Source organism: Shinella sp., from assembly GCF_052438155.1.
Lineage (GTDB): Bacteria > Pseudomonadota > Alphaproteobacteria > Rhizobiales > Rhizobiaceae > Shinella.
The window spans coordinates 189,149-205,812 of record NZ_JBQVPI010000006.1 but is presented as its reverse complement, the minus strand read 5'-3'; the positions used below and the strand labels follow the sequence as shown (position 1 = coordinate 205,812).

Genomic DNA, 16,664 nt, shown 5'->3' with positions numbered 1-16,664 from the left:
CCACCTGCAGCGCGGCTGGAACTTCTTCCGCCCTGAGCGTAACGAAAGCTTCGACATTCTGCCGGCCAGCCAGCGCGTTTCCGAAACGCAGTGGTACGAAGGCACGGCCGACGCGGTCTACCAGAACATCGACATCATCGAGGACTACGGCGTCGAGTACATGGTCATCCTTGCGGGCGACCATATCTACAAGATGGACTACGAGCTGATGCTCCAGCAGCACGTCGATTCCGGCGCGCAGGTCACCATTGGCTGCCTGGAAGTGCCGCGCATGGAAGCGACCGGCTTCGGCGTCATGCATGTCGACGAGAAAGACCAGATCATCGCCTTCGTGGAAAAGCCGGTGGACCCACCGGGCATTCCCGGCAATCCGGAAATGGCGCTGGCCTCGATGGGCATCTACGTCTTCCACACGAAGTTCCTGATGGAATTGCTGCGCCGCGACGCCGCCGACCCGACGTCGAGCCGCGACTTCGGCAAGGACATCATCCCCTATATCGTCGAGCACGGCAAAGCCGTGGCGCACCGCTTCAACGAGTCTTGCGTGCGTTCGGATTTCGAGCGCGAGGCCTATTGGCGCGATGTCGGAACGATCGACGCCTACTGGCAGGCCAATATCGACCTGACGCACATCACCCCCGAACTCGACATCTACGACAGCACCTGGCCGATCTGGACCTTCGCCGAGATCAAGCCGCCGGCAAAATTCGTGCATGACGACGAGGACCGCCGCGGTTCGGCGATCTCGTCGCTGGTGTCGGGCGACTGCATCATCTCCGGCTCGACGCTGCACCGCAGCCTGCTCTTCACCGGCGTGCGGGCCAATTCCTATGCACGCCTGGAGGGGGCCGTCGTTCTGCCGAACGTCATGGTCGGCCGCCATGCCAACCTCAAGAATGTCGTCATCGATCGCGGCGTCATCATTCCGGAAGGCCTCGTCGTCGGTGAGGACCCGGTAGTCGATGCCAAACGTTTCCGCCGGTCGGAAAACGGCATCTGCCTCATCACCCAACCGATGATCGACAAGCTGGAGCTCTAGTCGACCGATGAAAATCCTTTCGGTGGCATCCGAAGTATTCCCGCTAATCAAGACGGGAGGCCTCGCCGACGTCGCCGGCGCATTGCCGATCGCGCTCGCCGGGAATGGCATGCAGATGCGCACGTTGATGCCCGGCTATCCCGCGGTCATGCAGCGGTTGGGCACCGTCGAGGTGGTCGCCACCTTCGACGACCTGCTCGGCGAGCCCGCGCGCATTCTCGCCACCACGCATGAGGGTCTCGACATCCTCGTGCTGGATGCGCCGGGCTTCTACGACCGCCCGGGTGGGCCGTATACCGATGCCACCGGCAAGGATTTCGTCGACAACTGGCGGCGCTTCGCAGCGCTCTCCTTCGCGGGCGCGGAAATCGCCCGCGGGCTCTTGCCGGATTGGCAGCCGGACATCGTGCAGGCCCACGACTGGCAGGCGGCGATGACGGCCGTCTACATGCGCTACACCGGCCTCCAGCACATTCCCACCATCATCACCGTGCACAATCTCGCCTTCCAGGGCCAGTTCGGCCCCGATATTTTTCCGGACCTCGGCCTGCCACCGGAGGCATTCACCGTGGATGGATTGGAATATTACGGCGATGTCGGCTTCCTGAAGGGCGGATTGCGCACGGCCTGGTCGATTACCACGGTCAGCCCGACCTATGCGCACGAGATCATGACACCGGAATACGGCATGGGCCTCGAGGGCCTGATGAATGCCCGCGCCTCCGATCTCGTCGGCCTCGTCAACGGCATCGACACTGCGGTGTGGAACCCCGAAACGGACGCCCATATCGCCCGCACCTATGCCACAGGCTCCCTCAAGCAGCGTGCCGTCAACCGGCAGGCGCTCGCCGAGCGTTTCAGCCTCGTACAGGACGCCGGCCCGATCTTCTGCGTCGTCAGCCGCCTCACCTGGCAGAAGGGCATCGATCTCATCGCCGAGACGGCCGACTGGATCGTCGAGCAAGGCGGCAAGCTTGCCGTGCTCGGCTCCGGCGATCAGGGTCTTGAGGGCGCGCTGCTCGCCGCCGCCTCCCGCCATCGTGGCCGCATCGGTATCGTCATCGGCTACAACGAACCGCTATCCCACCTCATGCAGGCCGGCGCCGACGCGATCCTCATCCCGTCGCGCTTCGAGCCCTGTGGCCTCACCCAGCTCTATGGCCTGCGCTACGGCTGCGTTCCCATCGTCGCGCGCACCGGCGGCCTTGCCGATACCGTGATCGATGCAAACGAGGCCGCCCTTTCCGCCCGCGTCGCCACGGGCTTCCAGTTCACCCCGATCAATGCCGAGGGCCTGCAACACGCGCTGCGCCGGGTCTTCAAGGCCTATAGCGAGCCGAAAATCTGGGCGCGCATCCAGAACCAGGGCATGAAGTCCGACGTTTCCTGGGAAAACAGTGCCGCGCGCTACGCCGACCTCTATTCCAGCCTTCTTTCGCGAGTCTAAGCCATGACCATCAAAACCGTTTCGACGACGCCCTATACCGACCAGAAGCCCGGCACGTCCGGCCTGCGCAAGAAGGTGCCCGTCTTCCAGCAGGCGAACTATGCGGAGAACTTCATCCAGTCGATCTTCGATTCGCTGGAGGGCTTTGCCGGCCAGACGCTGGTGATCGGCGGCGACGGCCGATACTACAACCGCGAAGTCATCCAGCTCGCCATCAAGATGGCCGCCGCCAACGGTTTCGGCCGCGTGCTCGTCGGCCGCGGCGGCATCCTGTCCACGCCCGCCGCCTCCAACGTCATCCGTAAATACCAGGCCTTCGGCGGCATCGTTCTCTCCGCCAGCCACAATCCCGGCGGCCCGACCGAAGACTTCGGCATCAAGTACAATATCGGCAATGGCGGCCCGGCGCCGGAAAAGATCACCGATGCGATCTTCGCCCGCACCCTGTCGATCGACAGCTATAAGATCGCCGAGGTCGATGATCTCAACCTCGACATCGAGGGTAGCCATGAAATCAAGGGCATGACGGTCACCGTCATCGATCCCGTCGCTGACTATGCCACGCTGATGGAACAGCTTTTCGATTTCGCCGCCATCCGCGCCCTGCTTGCCGGCGGCTTCCGCATCGTCTTCGACGCGATGAGCGCCGTCACCGGCCCCTACGCCAAGGAAATCCTCGAAAACCGACTAGGCGCCGCGAAAGGCTCCGTGCTGAACTTCATGCCCCTGCCCGATTTCGGCGGCCATCACCCGGACCCGAACCTCGTGCATGCCCGCGCGCTCTACGAGGCGATGATGGCGGACGACGCACCGGACTTCGGCGCCGCTTCCGACGGTGACGGCGACCGCAACCTGATCATCGGCAAGGGCATCTTCGTCACCCCCTCCGACAGCCTCGCGCTGCTTGCCGCCAACGCCCATCTCGCCCCCGGCTATGCCGCGGGTCTCGCCGGCATCGCCCGCTCCATGCCGACATCCGGAGCGGCCGACCGCGTCGCCGAAAAGCTCGGCATCGGCATCTACGAAACGCCGACCGGCTGGAAATTCTTCGGCAACCTGCTCGATGCCGGCCTTGCCACGATCTGCGGCGAGGAAAGTGCCGGCACCGGCTCCAACCATGTGCGCGAGAAGGACGGCCTCTGGGCGGTGCTGCTCTGGCTCAACATCCTCGCCGTGCGCAAGGAAAGCGTGCTCGACATCGTCGAACAGCATTGGGCGACCTACGGCCGCAACTACTATTCCCGCCACGACTACGAGGAAGTCGACACCGACGCTGCGAACGGCCTGGTGGCGAACCTGCGCGATCAACTCGCCACGCTCCCCGGCAAGTCTTTCGGCGCCCTCACCGTCGCGACCGCCGACGACTTTGCCTATAACGACCCGGTCGATCAGTCGGTGAGCAAGAACCAGGGCATCCGCATTCTCTTCGAAGGCGGCTCGCGCGTGGTCTTCCGCCTGTCCGGCACCGGCACATCAGGTGCCACGCTGCGCGTCTATATCGAGCGCTTCGAGCCGGATGCCGCGCGCCATGACGTCGAGACGCAGGAGGCGCTTTCCGACCTCATCACTGTCGCCGACACGATCGCAGGCATCAAGAGCCGCACCGGCCGCGACGCTCCGACCGTGATTACCTGAGATGACGACAATCGCCCCCTCCTTCGCACCGGGCGCCACGCTCTCCGGGGAGGGGGTGGAGTTCTCGGTCTATTCGCACGATGCCGGCCGCGTCGAGCTTTGCCTGTTCGACGATGACGGCAACACGGAACTCGCCCGCCTCACCATGGGGCGGGACGAGAACGGCTTCCACCGCGTCTTCGTCGAAGGTGCCGTCGCTGGCACGCGCTATGGTTTTCGCGCGGACGGCGTCTATTCGCCGGATCACGGCCTGTGGTTCGACCCGGCCAAGTTGCTGGTTGATCCCTATGCCAAGGAACTCGACCGCCCCTTCGTGCATGATGGCCGGCTGGCGCTCTTTGGCACGGACACGGCCGATATCGTGCCAAAGGCCATCGTCACCCGCGACGTTCCCGTCAGCGTAAAACCGCCGATCTTCCGCTCAGGCGGCTTCGTCTATGAAATTGCCGTGCGCAGCTTCACCATGTTGCATCCGGACGTGCCGGAGGCCATGCGCGGCACGGTCGCAGCCTTGGCCCACCCCGCCGTGCTCGCCCATCTCAAACGCCTCGGCGTCGATGCAGTCGAGTTGATGCCGATCACCGCCTGGATCGACGAGCGCCACCTGCCGCCGCTCGGCCTCTCCAACAGTTGGGGCTACAACCCGATCGCGCTGATGGCGCTCGACCCGCGCCTCGTGCCGGGCGGCATGAAGGAACTCGCCGATACCGTCGCGGCCCTGCGCGCGGAAAATATCGGTGTCGTGCTCGATCTCGTCTTCAACCATTCCGGCGAGAGCGACCGCCATGGCGCGACGCTCTCCATGCGCGGTCTCGACAACCTCACCTATTACCGCCATGTGGAGGGTCGACCCGGCGAACTGATCAACGACACCGGCTGTGGCAACACCATCGCCGGCGAGCACCCCGTCGTCCGCCAGCTCGTGCTCGACAGCCTGCGCTATCTCGTGCGCCATGCCGGCGTCGATGGCTTCCGCTTCGACCTCGCGACGATCCTCGGCCGCGAGGCCGACGGCTTTTCCGCCCACGCCGCCCTGTTGTCCGAAATCTGCGCCGACCCGCTGTTGAAAGACCGCGTGCTGATCGCCGAGCCCTGGGACATCGGCCCCGGCGGCTATCAGCTCGGCAATTTCCCCGCCCCCTTCCTGGAATGGAACGACCGCTACCGCGACGACACACGCACCTTCTGGCGCGGCGACAGCCATCGGCTAGGGCCCTTCGTCACCGCCTTTGCCGGCTCCTCCGACATTTTTTCGCGCCACGGCGGGGACAGCACACGAACCGTCAATTTCCTCGCCGCCCATGATGGCTTCACGCTGATGGACCTCGTTTCGCACACGGTGAAACACAACGAGGCGAACGGCGAGGACAACCGCGACGGCCACAACGAAAACCACTCCTGGAACAATGGCGTCGAGGGTGCGACGACGGACGGCGCGGTGCTGTCCGCCCGCCGCGCCGATGTGAAGGCACTGCTATCCAGCCTCTTCCTCTCGCGCGGCACGGTGATGCTGACGGCCGGCGACGAGGGCGGGCGCAGCCAGCAGGGCAACAACAATGCCTATTGCCAGGACAATGCCATCACCTGGATGCATTGGGACAGGCTGGACGAAGGCCTGATCGAGCACACCGCCATGCTCGCAGCGATCCGCAAGCGTTTTCCCGCGCTCGGCGAAACGACGTTCCTCAGCGGCGCGGGCGATGTCGAATGGCTGACGCTGGCAGGCAGCCCGATGACCGTCGGCGACTGGGAAGCGCCGTTCGCCGGAACCCTGCTTGCCCTTTTGAAGACACCTGATCTACAGCAGCAACGGATCGTTCATCTTGCGCTCGCCATCAACCGGACTCATGGCGCGCAAGCTCTTGCCTTGCCGCCCCCGGAGGGGCGAGAGTGGACGAGCCTGCTTTCTGCCAACCATCCCGCGACTGGTCTCCTTCATCCACGCAGCGTCGAGATTTTTGTCGAAAAGCATTGATCTTCATTGCCCGGACAAACCGCCCCTCTAGAAGAGGCGCGAATCGATCGACGGGAAAGCCCTATGCCAGACAATATCCACCTGAAAGACATTGCCGCCCTCGTCGGCACGGAGCTCGGCCTGTCACGCTGGTTCACCGTCGACCAGACGATGATCGACCGCTTTGCCGAGGCCACGGAAGACCATCAGTTCATTCACACCGATCCCGTGCGCGCGGCGGCAGAAACCCCCTTCGGCGGCACGATCGCCCACGGCTTCCTGACGCTTTCGCTGCTCTCGGCAATGAACTACGACTGCGTTCCGCGCATCGTCGAACAGACGATGGGCATCAATTACGGATTTGATAAAGTTCGCTTCATGACGCCGGTGAAGAGTGGCGCGCGCGTGCGCAGCCGCTTCGTTCTGGCCGAAGCCCGCTTCCGCGGCGCCGGCATGGTGACGATCCGCTACGACGTGACGGTCGAGATCGAGGACGAACGCAAGCCGGCGCTGACGGCCGACTGGATCACCATCATCCAGTTCGACCCGAAGGACCGTCCGGAGGACGTGTGAAGGTTCGATCTGCCACCCCGGAGGATCTGACGGCGCTTGGCGCCTGCGATTTCTCCTTCCTCATCACCCGCGAGGCCGCGCCGCCCTTCGAAGGCGACTGGCTTGCCCATGCACGCCCGGTCGAGCCCTATCCGAAAAGTTACGGCTTCGATCAGGCGGAACTGGCGCTGCATGTAGTGACAGATGACAAGGCGCTCTTTGTCGTCATCGGCGACGAGGTGCCCGTCGGCTATATCGCGCTGTCGCGCGAATGGAACGATCTCGCCTCGATCGATGATCTTGCCGTCGACATGGAATGGCGCGGCACCGGTGCCGCACAACGGCTGATGCAGCAGGCGGTCACCTGGGCGAAGGAGAAGGAACTGCCCGGCATCCGGCTCGAGACCCAGACGACCAATGTCGCAGCCTGCCGGTTCTACATGCGCCAGGGTTTTACCCTCGGCGGCCACGACCGGTACCTGTACAAAGGGCTGTCCCCCGGCACGCGAGAGACAGCCCTGTTTTTCTATCGCTTCTTCTGATTCTAGGTCAGAGCCCGGCGTCTTCCGCACCTTCGGCAAGAATGCCGAAGGCGTAGGACGAGAACGAACGCCAGCATTCCACGCGATAATCCTCTTCGCCCGTGCGCAGGAGCACGATCTCGATCTTGCCGAGCACCGTGCGGGCGGCGGCACCGACCGGGAAGATCGTATTGCCGAGATCGAGCGGGCAGCTGCTGGCAATCGCACCGGCCGCATCCGGGCCGGAAACGAGGATCGCCGTGTTGCGGTGGGAAACGTCCGTGGCCGAATGCAGCGCCGAAACGCCAGAGGCGATCGCCATCAGGTCGGCGCCGTTTTCGTCGATCAGCAGCCACTCGTCCGGACCGAGCCAGAGCGCGTGGCGGCCACTGACCGACGCCGAGGTTTTGGGCCGCTGCGGCAGTTCAAGGCCGAAAGCCAGCGACAGCGTGCCGATGGCGTCGGTGCCGGCACGCAGCGACAGGCGGGTTGCGGGGGCGGCGGGCGTGACGCGCGCGCCGGCGGAACCACCATGACGGCCGGCGAGCGGCGCCTTGCGGAGAGCTTGATCAGCCATTGAGGCGTCCTCCTTCCTTGTCGACAAAGACCATGTCGCTGACTTCGACCGCGATGGTGCGGTCGGGCATCGGCACGTAGAGCGTCTGGCCCAAACGGGCCTGGCCGCCTGCGACGAGTGCCATGGCAATCGAGCGGCCGCAGTTTTCCGACCAGTAGGACGATGTCACATGGCCCAGCATGGTCATCGGCTTCGGCTGGTTCGGATCGGCGACGATCTGCGCGCCTTCCTCCAGAACCACGGTCGGATCCTTGGTCAACAAGCCGACGAGCTGCTTGCGGCCTTCCTTGACGAGGTCCGGCCGCTTCAAGCCACGAATACCGACGAAGTCGGTCTTCTTCTTGGAGACCGCCCAGCTGAGGCTGGCATCGTGCGGCGTGACGGTACCGTCCGTATCCTGGCCGACAATGATGTAGCCCTTTTCGGCGCGCAGAACGTGCATGGTCTCGGTGCCGTAGGCGCAGGCGCCGAGCGGTTCGGCACGCGCCCAGATGGCTTCCCAGACGGCCTGGCCGTAATCGGCCGGAACGTTGACTTCGAAGCCCGCCTCACCCGTGAACGACATGCGGAAGAGCCTTGTCGGCACTCCGCAGATCTTGCCTTCGCGCACGCTCATATGCGGGAAGGCCTCATTCTCCATGTCGATGCCTTCGACCAGCGGCGCGAGGATTTCGCGTGCCTTCGGGCCCTGCACGGCAATGACCGCCCACTGTTCCGTGGTCGAGGTCAGCCACACCTTGAGATGCGGGAATTCCGTCTGGAGATAATCTTCCATGTGGTTCATGACGCGCGGCGCACCGCCCGTCGTTGTGGTGACATGGAAGCGATCCTCGGCGAGGCGCCCGACGACGCCGTCGTCATAGACGAAACCGTCTTCGCGCAGCATGATGCCATAGCGGCAGCGGCCGGGCTTCAGCGTGTCCCAGGCGTTGGTGTACATCAGGTTGAGGAATTCGGCCGCATCCGGGCCGACCACTTCGATCTTGCCGAGCGTCGAGGCATCGAACAGGCCGGCGGCGTTACGCACCGTGCGGCACTCGCGGTTGACCGCATCGTGCATGGTTTCGCCGGAACGCGGATAGTACCAGGCGCGCTTCCAGTTGCCGACATCCTCGAAGACGGCGCCGTGCGCCTCCTCCCAGGCATGCATCGGCGTCTTGCGTGCCGGGTCGAACAGGTCGCCACGCGAATGGCTGATCAGCGCACCGAAGGTCACCGGCGTGTAGGGCGCACGGAAGGTGGTGAGGCCGATCTTCGGGATTTCGCGGTTCAGCACTTCGGAGGCGATGGCAAGGCCATGGATGTTGGACAGCTTGCCCTGATCGGTCGCCATGCCGTTGGTGGTGAAGCGCTTGATATGCTCGATCGAGTGCATGCCTTCGCGTACGGCAAGGCGGATATCCTTGGCGCAGACGTCGTTCTGGAAATCGACGAAGGCCTTCACCGTCGTATCGACGCCAGCACCCTCGGCGCTACCTGCCATGCCGCCGGTCCACTCAAAGGCATTTTCGCCGCGAAGCTCGACCTTGCTGCCGCCTTCGTTGCCGGTGGCGCGGGCCATCAGTTCGCCGGCAGCCAGCGATTCCTCGATGGTTGCCTGAAGGCCGTCCGTGCCGTTGCACGAACCGACGGAAAGGCAGTCCTGCGCATAGGTGCCCGGCAGGAAGCGGCCGGACGCCGCGTCATAGGCGACCTTGCCGCGCGACTGCGAGAACAGGTGCACGGACGGCGTCCAGCCGGCTGACATCAGGAGCGCATCGACCGGGATTGCCCGCGCCGAGCCGCCGCCATTGCGGGCGACCGAGATGGAGGAGACGCGCAGCTTGCCCTTGGTGTCGACGACCGAATGACCGGTGAGCACTTCGATGCCGAGCTTGCGGGCTTCCGTCAGGACGGCATCACCCGGCTTTTCGCGATTATCGACGATGGCGGCGATGGTAACGCCCGCCCGCTTGAGGTCGAACGCGGCCTCATAGGCCGAGTCGCTTGCCGTATAGACGCCGATCTTGCGGCCGACGGCGACGCCGAAATGGTTGAGATAGGTGCGCGCCGCCGACGCGAGCATGATGCCCGGACGGTCATTGTTGGCGAACACCATGTGGCGCTCGATCGAGCCCGTGGCGATAATCACGCGCTTGGCGCGGACCTGCCAGAGCCGTTCGCGCGGCAGCTTCTTGTCAGGGCGCGGGAGATGATCCGTCACGCGTTCGACCAGGCCGACGAAATTGTGGTTGTAGTAGCCGAAGGCCGTCGTACGGGTGAGGACGGTGACGTTCTCCATCGCCTTCAGCTTGGCAGCTGTCGCCTGCGCCCATTCGTAACCGCTCTTGCCATCGATGGTGACGGACATGTCGTAGTGCAGCGCACCGCCGACTTCCGGCTGCTCGTCGACGAGGATGACGCGGGCACCGGCTTCAGCGGCGGCAAGCGCTGCGGAAAGGCCGGCAACACCGGCACCGGCGACCAGTACATCACAATGGGCGTAGCGGTTGGCGTAGTGATCGGGATCCTCTTCGGTCGGCGCGACGCCGAGACCGGCGGCCTTGCGGATGAAGGGCTCGTAGACCTTCTCCCAGGCGGCCTTCGGCCACATGAAGGTCTTGTAGTAGAAGCCGGCGGCGAAGAACGGCGACATCAGGTTGTTGACGCCACCGATATCGAACGACAGCGACGGCCAGCGGTTCTGCGATTCCACCTTCATGCCGTCGAAGACTTCCTGCACCGGCGCGCGCACGTTCGGCTGGCGGCGGGCGGCGTCACGGGAGACGTCGATCAGCGCATTCGGCTCTTCCGGACCTGCCGAAAGGATGCCGCGCGGACGGTGATACTTGAACGACCGACCGACGAGGTGCACGCCGTTGGCAAGCAGCGCGGAGGCGACGGTATCGCCCTCCAGCGCCTGATAGGTCTTTCCGTCGAAGGTGAAACGCGCCGTCTTGGCGGGCGTCAGGCGGCCCTGACCGGCAATACGATTAGCACCGCTCATTTCGCGGTTCCTTCCGTGGCTTCATAGGTTTCGCCCACTTTTTCAGTCAGGGCTTTTTCCGTGGCGGGAGCGACACCCGGCAGATCGGGTTTCGGCTCGCCGGCCTTGTAGCTCATGACGAACTTGTCGCTCACCGTGTCGCGCGCCGCATTGAAGAAGCGGCCGCAGCCATGGATATGGCGCCAGCGTTCGAAGATCAGGCCCTTCGGGTTGTCGCGCAGGAAGAAGAATTCCTGGAACTCTTCGTCCGTGATGTCGGCCATGTTGGTCGGCCGGGCGATGTGCGCGTCGCCACCGTGGCGGAATTCGAGCTCCGAGCGCTCTTCCTCGCAGTAGGGGCAGTAGATCAGCAGCATTGGTTCCTACCTGTTTAAAGCTCTGGACCCGTCACGAATGTGCCGGGGTCCTGATCGCAAAGTCGTTGGCCCATGGTGACGAAGGGAGCAAGCCGGTAAATCAGCTGCTTGGTATCGCCGTAAGGGGCCAGAATGTCGGTTATTCCCAGATTGGTCATGCTCATCGAAAAGAGGTTGACATCAATGTTGAAGGGGCGGTCCTGAAGCGCTTCATCGGGAATGAAATAGACCTTCCGCTGACCAAGCACCTTTATGCATCCCAACATCCCGCTCGCGACGACGAAAGGCCATTCCTTCTCACCCGCTGCCTTCTGGATTTTCTGAAAACGGACGTCCTCCGACGTCGGAAACATATCGTTGACCGGCAGAACGCTGGCCGTGATCAGAAACCCAGCAAGCAGCGCGCCATGCATCAGTGCGCCACGGCCGCCGCTGCTGCCTCGTCGATGAGGCGACCGGTGCGGAAGCGGTCGAGCGTCAGCCCGGACGCCAGCTTGTGCGGCTCGCCCTTTGCAATGAGATGCGCGAAGAGGTGCGCCGAACCCGGCGTCGCCTTAAAACCGCCGGTGCCCCAGCCGCAATTGACGAAGAGGTTCGGAACCGGCGTCACACCCTGGATCGCCGAGCGGTCCGGCGTGTTGTCGGTGATGCCGCCCCACTGGCGCATCATCTTGACGCGGCGGAACATCGGGAAGAGTTCGCAAATGGCATCCAGCGTATGCGTGATGATCTGCAGGCCGCCCGTCTGGGAGTACGAATTGTATTGGTCCGTCCCCGCGCCAATGACGAGCTCGCCCTTGTCCGACTGCGAGATATAAGCATGCACCGAGTTGGACATGACCACGCAGGGGAAGATCGGCTTCATCGGCTCGGACACCAGCGCCTGCAGCGGCACGGAATGCAGCGGCAGCTTGACGCCGGCCATCGACAGGATGACCGAGTTGTGGCCGGAAGCCGACACGGCGATCTTCTTGGCGCCGATGAAACCCTTCGAGGTCTCGACACCTGTCACCGCACCGTCTGGCCCACGGCGAATGCCCTTGACCTCGCAGTTCTGGATGACATGCACGCCGCGGTCCGAGGCAGCACGCGCATACCCCCAGGCAACGGCGTCGTGGCGGGCCGTGCCGCCGCGGCGCTGCAGCGCCGCGCCGTTGATCGGGTAACGGGCGGACGCCGAGATATCGAGAACCGGCACGAAATCTTTCGCCTGCTGTGGCGTCAGCCATTCATTGTCGATGCCGTAAAGCCGGTTGGCATGGATGTGGCGGCCGAAGGACTGCTTGTCATGCACATTGTGCGACAGCATCATCACGCCGCGCGGCGAGTACATGACATTGTAGTTGAGATCCTGGCTCAGCCCTTCCCAGAGCTTCAGCGAGTGCTCGTAGATGTCCATGCTCTCGTCATAGAGATAGTTCGAGCGGATGATCGTCGTGTTGCGGCCGGTATTGCCGCCGCCGAGCCAGCCCTTCTCGATCACCGCGACATTGGTGATGCCGTGCTCCTTGGCAAGGTAGTAGGCAGCACCCAGCCCATGGCCGCCTCCGCCGATGATGATCACATCGTATTCCTTGCGCGGCTCGGGCGAGGTCCACTGTGCCTCCCACCCCTTGTGGCCGCGCAGCGCCTCGCGGGCGACGGCGAAAACCGAATATTTGCGCATCCCAAGTCCTCAACGTCTCGCCAGCGCTAGCCGGCTTGTTTCCTGCCTCGATAGAAAGCAAATCCTGGCGCCGGACAACGTATCCTTTGCGACGCAATCAGGCGCACCTTGTACCACATGCGACATGACCCCCATTGCGGCTTTTGCAATGGGTTTGCCGGGGCTCGGCGCAAATATCCTTAACATCGCCAAAGTCGAGGCTGGACTTCCCCGCGACGATCTGGTATCCGACCCACCAATTGCCGGCCCAGCGGGCTGCGCGAACGCAATCTATTTGCCTGACGGACTCTGATCGCCGGGCTTACAACCAACCGAAGGAACGGGATTCTCGTGCAGGTACTAGTCCGCGACAACAACGTTGATCAGGCTCTCCGCGCTCTCAAGAAGAAGATGCAGCGCGAAGGTATTTTTCGTGAAATGAAGATGCGCGACTTCTATGAGAAGCCGTCGCAGAAGCGTGCGCGCGAAAAGGCCGAAGCCGTTCGCCGCGTTCGCAAGCTGGCCCGCAAGCGCGCCCAGCGCGAAGCTGGCGGCGTCGTTGCTCGTCCGGGCGCCCGTTAATCGGCCGTCATTTCGACGTTTTCGGATGCAAGACCGGGCGGGGGCGAACATATCGCCGCCGCCTTTTTTGATGTGAACGGGATTTTTTCACCATTGTGAAAGACTTCCCGTGCGATTCCGGGCGTACCAGCTACGCGTCTTTGCCCCGAATTGCCCGCTGGTTACCTCTGCAATCGACGCCGATTTCAGAGGCAACCAGCAACAATTAAAGGACCGCGGCGTCCTTAACGTGTCATAGATGACGCGTCACGCTGTGAAGGCCGTAGCGTATTTCTTCGCGCATGAGGCGCGACAGAAGCCCACTTTGAGGATTCGCACTTGGACATGGCTGCATCTACCGGGTTCCCGATCGACCGCCCCTCCTCCTCGGCCGCCCGCCTGCGCCGCCCCCTGATGGCCGCTGTCGCCGCCACGTCTCTCGCCTTGCTGCTCACCGGCTGCCAGTCGACCGCCACGTCCACAGACGTGCTGAAGGTCGAGCGCGCGCAGGGCTCGAGCGAAAACATCTCGTCGCTCTCGGCCGTCATCGCCGCAAACCCGCAGGATCCGGCGGCCTATAACGTGCGCGGCTCGGCCTATGGCCGCGCCGGCCAGAACAGCCGCGCAATCGACGACTTCAACCGCGCGATCGAACTCAATCCACGTTTCTACCAGGCCTATGCCAACCGCGCGCTCGTGGAACGCAGCCAGGGCAACCAGACGCAGGCTGCCGCGGACTATAACACGGCATTGCAGCTCAGCCCGAACTACGACGTCGCCTATATCGGCCGCGGCAATCTCTATCGCCAGGCCGGCCGCCTCGACGACGCGTTCAGCGATTTCAACAAGGCGATCCAGCTCGATACGACCGACCCGCGCGCCTATCACAATCGCGGCCTGATCTATCAGGCCCGCCGCCAGCACGACAAGGCGATCGACGATTTCTCGAAGGCCATATCGCTCTCGCCGAACTCTGCCGAACCCTATAACGGCCGCGGCATTTCCTATGCCGCACAGGGCGACGACGACAACGCGTTCTCGGATTTCAACACGGCGATCAACCTCGACGGTAAGCTTGCCGAATCCTGGGCGAACCAGGCGTTGATCTATGAGCGCCGCGGCGAGATGGCGCGCGCCGCCAAGTCCTACTCGCACGCCCTCAAGCTCGACCCGAACTACGCGCCGGCCAAGGCTGGCCTCGCCCGCACCCGCGGCGCGGTCAACACCGCCAAGCCGGCCTGATCGCGTCCATCGACCAAACAAAAAAGCGGCGGCATAACGTTTTTATGCCGCTGCAGCGTGGTCTCGCATTCTCACGTTTAGCGTGATCATCATTCCGCACGCCGACAAGGCGGCGGCTCCCGACCTTCAACTGGCTCTGATCTCCATGTAACGCGTTTTGATGCGCGGATCTCGATGCGGCTGGCTGGCAGACGGCGACAGAGAAGATCATCGCCTCTTCGATGCGGCCTCTTCCAGCATCAGGAACGGGTGATCGACGAACCCGATACCGCTGGCCCCTGCTCCGCGGCGGTCAATCGATCCGCTGGTCCATCGTTGCCGCCGGCACCTCGTGCGCAGGATGCTGCCGGACGATCTTTGCCGGAACACCGGCGACCGTGGTATGCGCCGGAACGTTTTCCAGCACCACGCTGCCCGCCGCGATCTTGCTGTAGGCACCGATCTCGATATTTCCCAGGATTTGTGCGCCGGCGCCGATGAGCACGCCGCGACGCACCTTCGGATGCCGGTCGCCCTTGTCGCGGCCCGTGCCGCCGAGCGTCACGTGCTGCAACATCGAAACGTCATCCTCGACGACGGCCGTCTCGCCGATCACGATGCCCGAGCCATGGTCGAGCATGATGCCACGGCCGAGGCGTGCGGCGGGGTGGATGTCCACGCCGAAGACCAGCGATGCTTGCGAGGAAAGCCAGCGCGCACCCTCTATCCGGCCGTCACGCCACAGGCGATGGGCGAAGCGATGGACCTGAAGAGCTTGAAAACCCTTGAGGTTGAGGAGCGCGGCAAGCGGATCGGGATTGGCCGGATCGCGTGTCGTGATGGCGGTGAGATCGGCTTCCGTCTCGGCGAGCAGTTCCTCGTCTTCGACGGAGGCGAGAATCTGCACGGCAAGTGCCCGGTCGCCGGCCGAATGGGAAAGCCGGGCGGCGAGCGTGCCGATCAGCATCTGACGGCCGGTCGAGGCCTTGCGGACGGGAAGGAGGAGTTCGGCCAGATGGGGCTGGCGGCTGCCGATAATCCCGGCGGAGGCGCACATCTGCGCCCAGATCGCCCCGTCCGGGCGATTGGCGACAGGCACTACATGCAGGCTCGCCTGGGGCGCCATGGTCGATCTCCTATCCGGCGAGGTCGATGACGCCGCAATCACCAGCCTCGCTGGCGAAGGCAAGCAGTTTTCCGTTCTTGCTCCAGGCCATGGAGGTGATGGCCCCCTTGCCGGGGCGGCGCAGCAGCACCTCGCGGCTATCGGCAAACCGGGCGGCGAGCACCATGCCGTCGGAGTAGCCGATGGCGACGACCTCTTCTGCCGGGTGGCAGGCGACCGCCGTGACCATGACGTCGGCGCGGGTACCGAGTTCCAGCGGCGGCTTGCCCATCGGCCCGTCCTTGGCGGAGAACGGCCAGACGATGGCGGCCGGTGCGCCGGAAGAGGCGAGCCACTTGCCCTTGACGGACCAGGAGAGCGACTTCACCTTGACCGGGTAGCCGGTCATGCGCATGTGGCGAGTGTCGCCACCGGGCTTGCTGTCGAGTTTCCAGCCGTGCAGGGCATTTTCCTGCATGCTGGTGACCACGAAGCGGCCATCCGGCGAGAAGGTGATGCCGGTATGAGCGCCCTTCCATTCGAGATCAACCGGCTGGGCGGCCATGGCGACCCAGTGCAGCGACGCGCCGTTGTAGCGCGCCAGGCCGATGCGAAGCCCTTTCGGCGCGAAGGCAACGCCTTCGACGGACCGCGTCTCGACAAATTCCTTGATCGTGCCGTCCGCAAGCCGAACGCGCGCCGTGCGACCTTCCGCGAAACCGACAGCACCCTGCGGCCCGGCGGCAACGATGGAAATCCACTTGCGCGGCACTTCGGCAAGCAGCGTCACCGTGCCGTCGGCGGCGATACGCTGCACCTTGCCGTCCTCACCGCCCGTTATCAGCGTGTCGTTCGCTTCGTCACGCACGCAGGCGAGCAGGCCGTCATGCGCCTCGGTGACCTTGTGGCCATGATCGAGACGATGGATGGCGCCGGAGGCGGAGGCGAAGAACGGCACGTCGCCGAGGAAGGCGGCCGCAACAATGTGGCCGTCGAGATCAAGAGGCGCGACTGTCGGCATCAGTTGGTGTCTTTCGTCCGCATGACGTTATCCGTAAACCGCTT

Annotated in this window: 15 protein-coding genes; 8 read left to right on the top strand and 7 right to left on the bottom strand. The window is 63.9% G+C overall.

The window, feature by feature from the left end; translation table 11 throughout:
- The 6 genes from ACT6VE_RS13845 to ACT6VE_RS13820 all read left to right on the top strand — a co-directional run.
- A partial coding sequence (locus ACT6VE_RS13845) for a glucose-1-phosphate adenylyltransferase (RefSeq protein WP_444799164.1) occupies positions 1-1,039 on the top strand: 1,039 nt, incomplete at its 5' end.
- 7 nt (positions 1,040-1,046) lie between these two features.
- Positions 1,047-2,486 carry a glycogen synthase GlgA gene (gene glgA, locus ACT6VE_RS13840; protein ID WP_444799163.1) on the top strand — a complete coding sequence of 480 codons (1,440 nt, stop codon included), beginning with the start codon at positions 1,047-1,049 and terminating at the stop codon, positions 2,484-2,486.
- A 3-nt stretch (positions 2,487-2,489) separates the two neighbouring features.
- The gene (locus ACT6VE_RS13835) at positions 2,490-4,121 is read left to right on the top strand and encodes an alpha-D-glucose phosphate-specific phosphoglucomutase (protein ID WP_444799162.1); all 1,632 of its coding nucleotides are present in this window, start codon (positions 2,490-2,492) and stop codon (positions 4,119-4,121) included.
- Position 4,122: 1 nt separating this feature from the next.
- On the top strand, positions 4,123-6,096 hold the full coding sequence (gene glgX, locus ACT6VE_RS13830; RefSeq protein ID WP_444799161.1) for a glycogen debranching protein GlgX: 1,974 nt from the start codon (positions 4,123-4,125) through the stop codon (positions 6,094-6,096).
- Between the two features lie 63 nt (positions 6,097-6,159).
- A complete protein-coding gene (locus ACT6VE_RS13825; RefSeq protein WP_444799160.1) occupies positions 6,160-6,648 on the top strand; it encodes a MaoC family dehydratase in 489 nt (162 codons plus the stop codon).
- Positions 6,645-7,169, top strand: coding sequence for a GNAT family N-acetyltransferase (locus ACT6VE_RS13820; protein WP_444799159.1), 525 nt, complete (start codon positions 6,645-6,647; stop codon positions 7,167-7,169). Before ACT6VE_RS13825 ends, ACT6VE_RS13820 begins: the two co-directional genes overlap by 4 nt.
- Before the next feature lie 7 nt (positions 7,170-7,176).
- On the opposite strand, the gene ACT6VE_RS13815 is transcribed toward ACT6VE_RS13820, so the two are convergent.
- From ACT6VE_RS13815 to ACT6VE_RS13795, 5 genes are read right to left on the bottom strand one after another with little or no spacing between them, the layout of a single operon-like run.
- Positions 7,177-7,725, bottom strand: a complete 549-nt coding sequence (locus tag ACT6VE_RS13815) for a sarcosine oxidase subunit gamma (RefSeq protein ID WP_444799158.1) — start codon at positions 7,723-7,725, stop codon at positions 7,177-7,179.
- Complete coding sequence (locus ACT6VE_RS13810) at positions 7,718-10,711, bottom strand: sarcosine oxidase subunit alpha (RefSeq protein WP_444799157.1); 2,994 nt, start codon at positions 10,709-10,711, stop codon at positions 7,718-7,720. Before ACT6VE_RS13810 ends, ACT6VE_RS13815 begins: the two co-directional genes overlap by 8 nt.
- Entirely contained in the window at positions 10,708-11,067 is a 360-nt protein-coding gene (locus ACT6VE_RS13805) for a sarcosine oxidase subunit delta (protein ID WP_444799156.1), read from the bottom strand. The genes ACT6VE_RS13810 and ACT6VE_RS13805 overlap by 4 nt, the downstream gene beginning before the upstream one ends.
- Positions 11,068-11,081: 14 nt before the next feature.
- Positions 11,082-11,480 (bottom strand): hypothetical protein, encoded by a 399-nt coding sequence (locus ACT6VE_RS13800; RefSeq protein ID WP_444799155.1) that lies wholly within the window; start codon positions 11,478-11,480, stop codon positions 11,082-11,084.
- The gene (locus tag ACT6VE_RS13795; protein WP_444799154.1) at positions 11,480-12,733 is read right to left on the bottom strand and encodes a sarcosine oxidase subunit beta family protein; all 1,254 of its coding nucleotides are present in this window, start codon (positions 12,731-12,733) and stop codon (positions 11,480-11,482) included. Before ACT6VE_RS13795 ends, ACT6VE_RS13800 begins: the two co-directional genes overlap by 1 nt.
- Positions 12,734-13,063: 330 nt before the next feature.
- Between ACT6VE_RS13795 and rpsU the strand changes: the two genes are divergently transcribed.
- Both rpsU and ACT6VE_RS13785 read left to right on the top strand, forming a co-directional pair.
- Positions 13,064-13,294 carry a 30S ribosomal protein S21 gene (rpsU, locus tag ACT6VE_RS13790; RefSeq protein WP_444799153.1) on the top strand — a complete coding sequence of 77 codons (231 nt, stop codon included), beginning with the start codon at positions 13,064-13,066 and terminating at the stop codon, positions 13,292-13,294.
- A 324-nt stretch (positions 13,295-13,618) separates the two neighbouring features.
- Entirely contained in the window at positions 13,619-14,515 is an 897-nt protein-coding gene (locus ACT6VE_RS13785; protein ID WP_444799152.1) for a tetratricopeptide repeat protein, read from the top strand.
- A 292-nt stretch (positions 14,516-14,807) separates the two neighbouring features.
- Here ACT6VE_RS13785 and cysE read toward each other — a convergent pair whose 3' ends face one another.
- Entirely contained in the window at positions 14,808-15,620 is an 813-nt protein-coding gene (gene cysE / locus ACT6VE_RS13780) for a serine O-acetyltransferase (protein ID WP_444799151.1), read from the bottom strand.
- A 10-nt stretch (positions 15,621-15,630) separates the two neighbouring features.
- A complete protein-coding gene (locus ACT6VE_RS13775; protein WP_444799150.1) occupies positions 15,631-16,620 on the bottom strand; it encodes a WD40 repeat domain-containing protein in 990 nt (329 codons plus the stop codon).
- Positions 16,621-16,664: the final 44 nt, after the last annotated feature.